Genomic DNA, 6,285 nt, shown 5'->3' on the forward strand with positions numbered 1-6,285 from the left:
CGGCGAATCCCTGCGGCACCCCGGCGGTCGGCCGAACCCGGCGTCCGCGTGACGCCGAACCGCTGGTCACGGAGCCGCCTCACTATGCTGACGGCATGATCTTCTACTCCGCCGCCGAGATCCGGACCCTGCGCACGGCCGTCTTCGGCGTGATGGTGCTGGTGTCGCACGCCGACCCCGGCCCCGTCATCCAGGAGCGCTACGCCGGCCTCCGGGCGCTGAACAACCTGTCGCTGGACCTGCGCCACACCCTCTACTCGTCCCGCGTCGACCTCTCGTCGATCCCCGAGTCCGAGCTGGAGCGCCAGGTGCTCGACGCCCTCCAGGCGTCCCTGGCGATCCTGCGGGCCCGCTCGCCCGAGGAGGCGGCCACCTTCCCCGACGCCGTCGAGGCGATCTGCCACGAGGTGGCCGCGGCGGACGGCCAGGTCGCCGACGTCGAGGAAGCGGTGATCAAGAAGGTCCGGGTCGCGCTCGGCCGCTGACCACCCCGATCAGCGCCCGACCACGGTGCAGGTCGAGGTCGAGGTCTTGGCGGGGTCGCTCTCCGAGGTCGCGGTGAGGGTCACCCGGGTCAGCGGCGGACCGCCGTCCCGCTTGACGTGCACCGGCACCTGGACCTGCCGCCCGAAGCCGGCCGCGGCCAGCGCGTTGGGCACGTCGACCGCCCAGCCGCGGCCTTCCGCCTTCGCCGACACGCGGTAGACGTCACCGCCCAGGTATGGGGTCACGTCCTCCGGGTGCCCACCGGCCGGTGCGGCGCGCCCGGTGTTGACCAGCGGGAACCGGCAGGTCGCGACACCGTCGGCACCCGTCCGGCCCGCCGTCGGCAGCACCCGGACGCCCCGCTGCTGCGGACCCGACCCGTCGAGCGAGCGGACGGCGACGGTGTAGGACAGGACGCCCCGGCCGTCGCGGTGGACGTCCAGCACGTAGAAGTGCAGCCGGTTGGCCCGGTCGACGTGCTCGTACTCGCTGCCCGAGTTGGTGCCGGCGTGGAACAGCGCGTCGGAGAGCTGGCGGTAGTCGCCGATCGTGATGGGCACCCGCCGCCCGTCCGGCAGGACGTAGTCGGTCATGCCGATGTCCTGCGGGTTGGCGTCGACCACCCAGGCGAACGGCGCGCGGTCCTCGTCCTTGGTCTTCGCGAGCAGCACGCCCGAGTCGGGGGTGAACGAGTCCGCGCCCATCCGGTCCACGACCTCGACGGTGTAGTTCTGGTAGCCGCCGCCGTCGCACAGCGGGTCGGTGCGGACGTCGCAGGCCGGCGACAGGTCGCCCGTGCCGAGCGCCACGTTGACGCCCGAGAGCCCGTCCTGTCCCGGCCGCACGGCCCGCGCGGTCACCTCGGCGATCACCACGCCGGAGCCGGCGAGCGCCTCGCGGGACAGGCGCAGCACGTTGCGCTCGTCCACGATGCCGAGCTTGACCTTGTTCCGCAGCACGTGCTGCGCGCCCATCGACGCGCCCGCGGTCGCCGGGACGACCCACCGCGAGTGCGGGCCGCCCGGCCCGTTGAACGAGCCGCGGGACAGCATGTCCCAGATGCCGGTGTAGGCGCGGCGCGGCGGGTTGGCGTACGGGTTGTTGTAGTTGTCGCCGATGCCGAGCAGGTGGCTCAGCTCGTGCGCGTACACGCCCTGGCCGGAGCTCTCCGCCTGCGTGGACGACCCGTCGCCCGCGTTCGGCCAGATGCTGGAGCCCGACGCCCACGACGTCCAGTCGACGTACCGGGTGGGGGACCAGTTGGGCAGGGCCGGGTCTGGCGGGCCGAACTCGTCGGGCACGTCCTGCCGGGTCGGGAACTTCATCATCCCGAACTCCTGCCACGTGCCCGACTCGTCCTGGCCCGCCGACAGGAAGTACACGAAGTCGAAGCCCGCGGGCACCCGGTCGCCGACGTCGGCGACCCACGCGGCCCGGCCGTCGGTGCGGATGTCCCGGTCGCACGAGTCGCCCGCCGGGCAGGCGGCGCCGCCCTGGAACTCCATGGCGTACTCGTGGTCCTTGCCGGGCACGGTGTACGGGCCGAACCCGGTCAGCTCGACCCCGTACCGCCCGCCGGAGTCCTCCATCCAGTACTCGTGCACGGTGTGGCCGCGGTTGAGCGCGTTGGGCGTGTTGAGGAAGTCCTGGTAGAACCGGGCGACCCGGTCGCGCGGGACGTCGTGCGCCTCGGCGCTCGGGTTGCCGAACACCGTCGACCGCTGCGGCTGGGTCACGACGAACGGCTGGTTCGGGTAGTCCAGCAGCACCAGCGCGCCCTTGAAGTTGCGCACCGACCCCTTGACCGACGGGTCGGCCCAGTTCGTCCCGGGCACCGGGCGGTAGTCCCGCTCCCACGTCATGTGGTCGGGGTTGACCCAGTTCTGCGGGTCGACCGGTCCGGGGAACCCGGCGCTCGCCGCCACCCTCGCCCCGTCGCGCTCCTGCTGCCACGGCTGCCGCTGGGGCCAGTGGTCCTGCTGCCACGGGTGCGGGGGCACTTCCTCCGGAGGAGCCGCCTGCGCCCCGGCGGTCCCCGTCGCCAACGCCACGACCGAGACCAACGCGGACACCACCAACAGCGGCCGCCTGCGCCAACGAGGAACCCGAGTGCGGTACATGCCCACCTCCGAAGTGCCGTCCCCGACACGCTAACGGCACCCGGCGGCCCCGAACCCCGTTGTCAGTTGACGGACCCGGGCGGGTCCGGCCGTCCGCACTCGACCCCCGCCGGGGGAAGCCGCGGTGGCCGGGCCGCGGCTCACGCCGCGGCGGTCGCCCGGCCGACCGGGAACCGCACCCCGGTGAGGTCTTCCGACACGGCCCAGAGGCGTTGCTGCGCGGTCAGGTCGTAGGAGTCGGGGCTGGAGGTGACCAGCCGCGGGTTGCCGCGCCACTCGGCCAGGCCGTCCGGCCCGTAGTACTGCCCGCCGAGGACGGACGGGTCGGTGGCGGCCCGCAGGGTGGGCAGCGCGCCCGCCACCGCCGGCTGGGTGATCACCGGGGCGAGCCAGGTGATCAACCGGCGGGCGACCGGCGGGGTGTTGCGGGCCAGTTCGGTGTTGGCGACGCCGGGGTGCGCGGCCACCGCGGCGGTGGTGCCGTGCGCGGCGAGCCGGCGCTGCAACTCGTAGGTGAACATCAGGTTGGCGAGCTTCGACTGGCCGTAGGCGGCGGTCCGGCTGTAGGAGCGCTCCCACTGGAGGTCGTCGAAGTGGATGGCGGCGCGGATGCGGTGGCCGGTGCTGCTGACCGTGACCACCCGGGAGCCGGGCACCGGCAGCATCAGGTCGAGCAGCAGCCCGGTGAGCGCGAAGTGGCCCAGGTGGTTGGTGCCGAACTGGAGCTCGAAGCCGTCGCGCGTGGTCTGCTTCGGTGTGTGCATCACGCCGGCGTTGTTGATCAGCAGGTCGATCCGCGGGTGGGTGGCGCGGAGGCCGGCCGCGGCGGCGCGCACCGACTCCAGCGAGGTGAGGTCCAGTTCCCGCACGGAGACGTCGCCCTCGATCCGCGCGGCGGCGAGCTCGCCCTTCCCGGTGTCGCGCACCGCCAGCACGACCTGCGCCCCGCGCTCGGCGAGCCGCCGGGCGGTCTCGAAGCCCAGCCCGGTGTTGGCACCGGTGATCACGGCGACCCGGCCGTCCTGGCGCGGGATCTGCTGCTCGGTCCACGTCATCGCGAACTCCTAATGTACCGCCGGTAACTTATGTCCTGAACGCTAATGTTCCGCCGGTACCTTGTCAAGGTACCGGCGGTACCCAAGTTAGGATCCGGTCATGACGTTCCAGCGGGCGCGCACCGAAGAGCAGCGTGAGACCCGGCGCCGGGCGATCCTGGAGACGACCTCGGCGATGCTCGACGAGATGTCGGTCGGCGAGGTGACCCTGAACGAGCTGAGCCGGCGGGTCGGCTTGGCCAAGACGGCGGTGCTGCGCTACTTCGAGTCCCGCGAGGCGGTGCTGCTCGACCTGATGGACGACCGGACGGCGACCTGGCTGACCGGGCTGGAGCAGGAGCTGGCGCGCGGCGTCGACCCGGACCTGCCCGCGGTGGACCGGGCCGAACAGGCGGCCGACGTGCTCAGCCGGTCGCTCGCCGCCCAGACCGTGCTCTGCGACCTCTACGGCGCGCAGGGCGGGGTGCTCGAGCACAACGTCTCGGTCGAGGTGGTCCGCCGGCACAAGCGGGCCTCACTGGACAACCTCGCGGTGATGGCCGGCCTGGTCCGGCGGCACCTGCCCGAGGTCGGCGACCGGGCCGAGCAGTTCTGCCTGACCGCCCTGCTGGTGGCCGGCGCGCTGTCCGCCTACACCCCCCCACCGCCGAGCCTGCTCGCCGTCTACGAGTCCGAGCCGGCGCTCGCGGTCCACCGCGTCGACCTGCGGCCGGCCCTGCGGCTCGCGATCATCACGTCGCTCGTGGGCATGCTGCCGCGCTCCTGAGCCCGCGACGGGATCGCCCCGGGCTCAGGCCGGTGTGGTGCGGAAGCGGGCGCGCAGGGCGTTCAGCTCCTCGGCCGTGGGTTCGTGGCCGGCGGCGACCAGTGCGGACACCTCGCGGAAGTAGTCCTCGTAGCCCGCCGGGGTCAGGATCATCAGGCAGCGGGCCGGTTCGGGGGTCGCGTTGCGGAACCCGTGCGCCGACCCGCGGGGCACGGCCACCGCACCGCCCGTGCCCACGACGAAGTCCTCACCGCCGACGTCGAACGTGATCTCCCCGTCCAGCACCACGAAGTCCTCCTCGTGGCCGTGGTGCACGTGCGGCCGCGCGCCCAGCGCGCCCGCGTCCAACCGCATCTCCACGACGGCCAACCGCCCACCCGTGTCCGCGCCCGACAGCGTGATCCGGTACGCGCCACCGACGGCGGGCAGCTCCTCGACGTCCTCCGGACGCCGCATCCCCAGTGTCATGGCCCCAACCCTAGGCAGTGCCCGGATCGGGCGATCACCGGCGCAGCGATCACCGGCGCAGTGGTCACCGGCGCAGCGGTCACCCGGCCGGGGTACCGGCGGCGCGCGGCTGGGCGTCGGGGCTCGGCTTCCGCCCCGGCTTGAACGGCACGCCGAGGAACGCGACCTCGACCGGGTGCTCGAACCGCTTGCCGTTGACCGGGTCGTGCCGCATGAACGTCGGCGGGTCGATGTGCACCTGCACGTCGTGCTCGCCCTCGCCCGCCATGGTGAAGTTCGTGCCGTAGTGGTGCAGGAACGGGTGCCACAGGAACGGCAGCCTCGTGTCGAGCACCTTCTCTCCCCCGCGGGACACGGTGACGGTCACGTCCAGCCCCGGCACGAACCGGCCGTCCGCGGCGTCGGCGACGGCGATCTCCAGGTGCCCGTTGGCGTCCTCGGGCGCTTCCTGCCAGACCAGGCGGCCGTCCCGCAGCTCGTACATGCCCTCGGCGTCCTCCTGCACCAGCACGACGAGGTACTCGCCGGCCTGCTTGACGACCGCGCCGGACTCCTCGCGCATCGCCTCCAGCGCCCTGCGGTAGGCGGCGCCCTCGGCGCGCGCCACGTCCAGCTGGTCCGGATCGGCTTCGTTGCTCGGGCTCATCGGCGGTGTGCTGCCCGGTGTGCTCATGCGGCCCTCCCTGGTGGCGGTTCTCCCGACCACCGGGGCGTACCCGCCGACGCGGCCACGACACCCGCGCTCAGGTGGCCGTCAGGGCGGCGTCCACCGTCGGGTGAACCACCAGCAGGTCGCTCAACCCGGTGACCTGCACCGACTTCATGGCCGGCGCGGTCTCGGGCGCCACCACCCGGAGCCGCACGTCGGGGACGGCCTGGTCGTGGGCCGCGATGAGGGCCGCCACCCCGGCCGAGGCCAGCAGGTCCACCTCCCGCAGGTCGACCACGACCACCGCGGGCCGGTCCCGCAGCACGTCGGTCAACGCGGCGCGCAGGTGCGGAGCGGTGGCCTGGTCCACCTCACCGCTGACGGTCGCCACGACGGCGTCCCCGTGGCGCCGGACGGTCACGGCGAACCGCGCCGGCGCGGACGCGCGCCTCAAGATGCCCACCTGGTCCCCCTCCGCTCCGGCCAACCGGCCACGACATCCGGTCGCCCGGCCCGTCGCCCATCGTGGTACGACCACCGGCATTGCGCCATTCGGGCCAACCGGGCCGGACCGGGCGGTGTCCGCCCGACCCCTTTAGAGTGGATCGCGCCGGTGCGTCGGCAGTGGAGAGGATGTTCGTGGCTCAGTAGCTGTTTCCGAGCTACTACTGTTGAGTGAGTCGGCGGCTGGTGATGCGGATCATGGACCAGCGGACCATGGCCTCGTGGTGGTGCGGGAGT

Annotated in this window: 7 protein-coding genes; 2 read left to right on the top strand and 5 right to left on the bottom strand. The window is 73.1% G+C overall.

What is annotated here, in order from left to right:
• The first annotated feature begins 95 nt into the window (after positions 1–95).
• Positions 96–485, top strand: coding sequence for a hypothetical protein (locus tag ACIGNX_RS12305; RefSeq protein ID WP_396539159.1), 390 nt, complete (start codon positions 96–98; stop codon positions 483–485).
• Between the two features lie 9 nt (positions 486–494).
• On the opposite strand, the gene ACIGNX_RS12310 is transcribed toward ACIGNX_RS12305, so the two are convergent.
• Together ACIGNX_RS12310 and ACIGNX_RS12315 are read right to left on the bottom strand one after the other, a co-directional pair.
• Positions 495–2,348, bottom strand: a complete 1,854-nt coding sequence (locus ACIGNX_RS12310; RefSeq protein WP_396539203.1) for a M6 family metalloprotease domain-containing protein — start codon at positions 2,346–2,348, stop codon at positions 495–497.
• A 398-nt stretch (positions 2,349–2,746) separates the two neighbouring features.
• The gene (locus ACIGNX_RS12315) at positions 2,747–3,661 is read right to left on the bottom strand and encodes an SDR family NAD(P)-dependent oxidoreductase (protein WP_396539161.1); all 915 of its coding nucleotides are present in this window, start codon (positions 3,659–3,661) and stop codon (positions 2,747–2,749) included.
• A gap of 100 nt (positions 3,662–3,761) precedes the next feature.
• Between ACIGNX_RS12315 and ACIGNX_RS12320 the strand changes: the two genes are divergently transcribed.
• Entirely contained in the window at positions 3,762–4,427 is a 666-nt protein-coding gene (locus tag ACIGNX_RS12320; RefSeq protein WP_396539163.1) for a TetR/AcrR family transcriptional regulator, read from the top strand.
• Positions 4,428–4,451: 24 nt separating this feature from the next.
• Here the strand turns inward: ACIGNX_RS12320 and ACIGNX_RS12325 are convergent, their stop codons facing one another.
• From ACIGNX_RS12325 to ACIGNX_RS12335, 3 genes are all read right to left on the bottom strand, one after another.
• Positions 4,452–4,895 carry a cupin domain-containing protein gene (locus tag ACIGNX_RS12325; RefSeq protein WP_396539165.1) on the bottom strand — a complete coding sequence of 148 codons (444 nt, stop codon included), beginning with the start codon at positions 4,893–4,895 and terminating at the stop codon, positions 4,452–4,454.
• 79 nt (positions 4,896–4,974) lie between these two features.
• A complete protein-coding gene (locus ACIGNX_RS12330; protein WP_396539167.1) occupies positions 4,975–5,568 on the bottom strand; it encodes an iron transporter in 594 nt (197 codons plus the stop codon).
• A gap of 70 nt (positions 5,569–5,638) precedes the next feature.
• On the bottom strand, positions 5,639–6,007 hold the full coding sequence (locus ACIGNX_RS12335) for an STAS domain-containing protein (RefSeq protein WP_396539169.1): 369 nt from the start codon (positions 6,005–6,007) through the stop codon (positions 5,639–5,641).
• Positions 6,008–6,285: the final 278 nt, after the last annotated feature.

This window comes from Actinosynnema sp. NPDC053489, assembly GCF_044544865.1.
GTDB lineage: Bacteria > Actinomycetota > Actinomycetes > Mycobacteriales > Pseudonocardiaceae > Actinosynnema.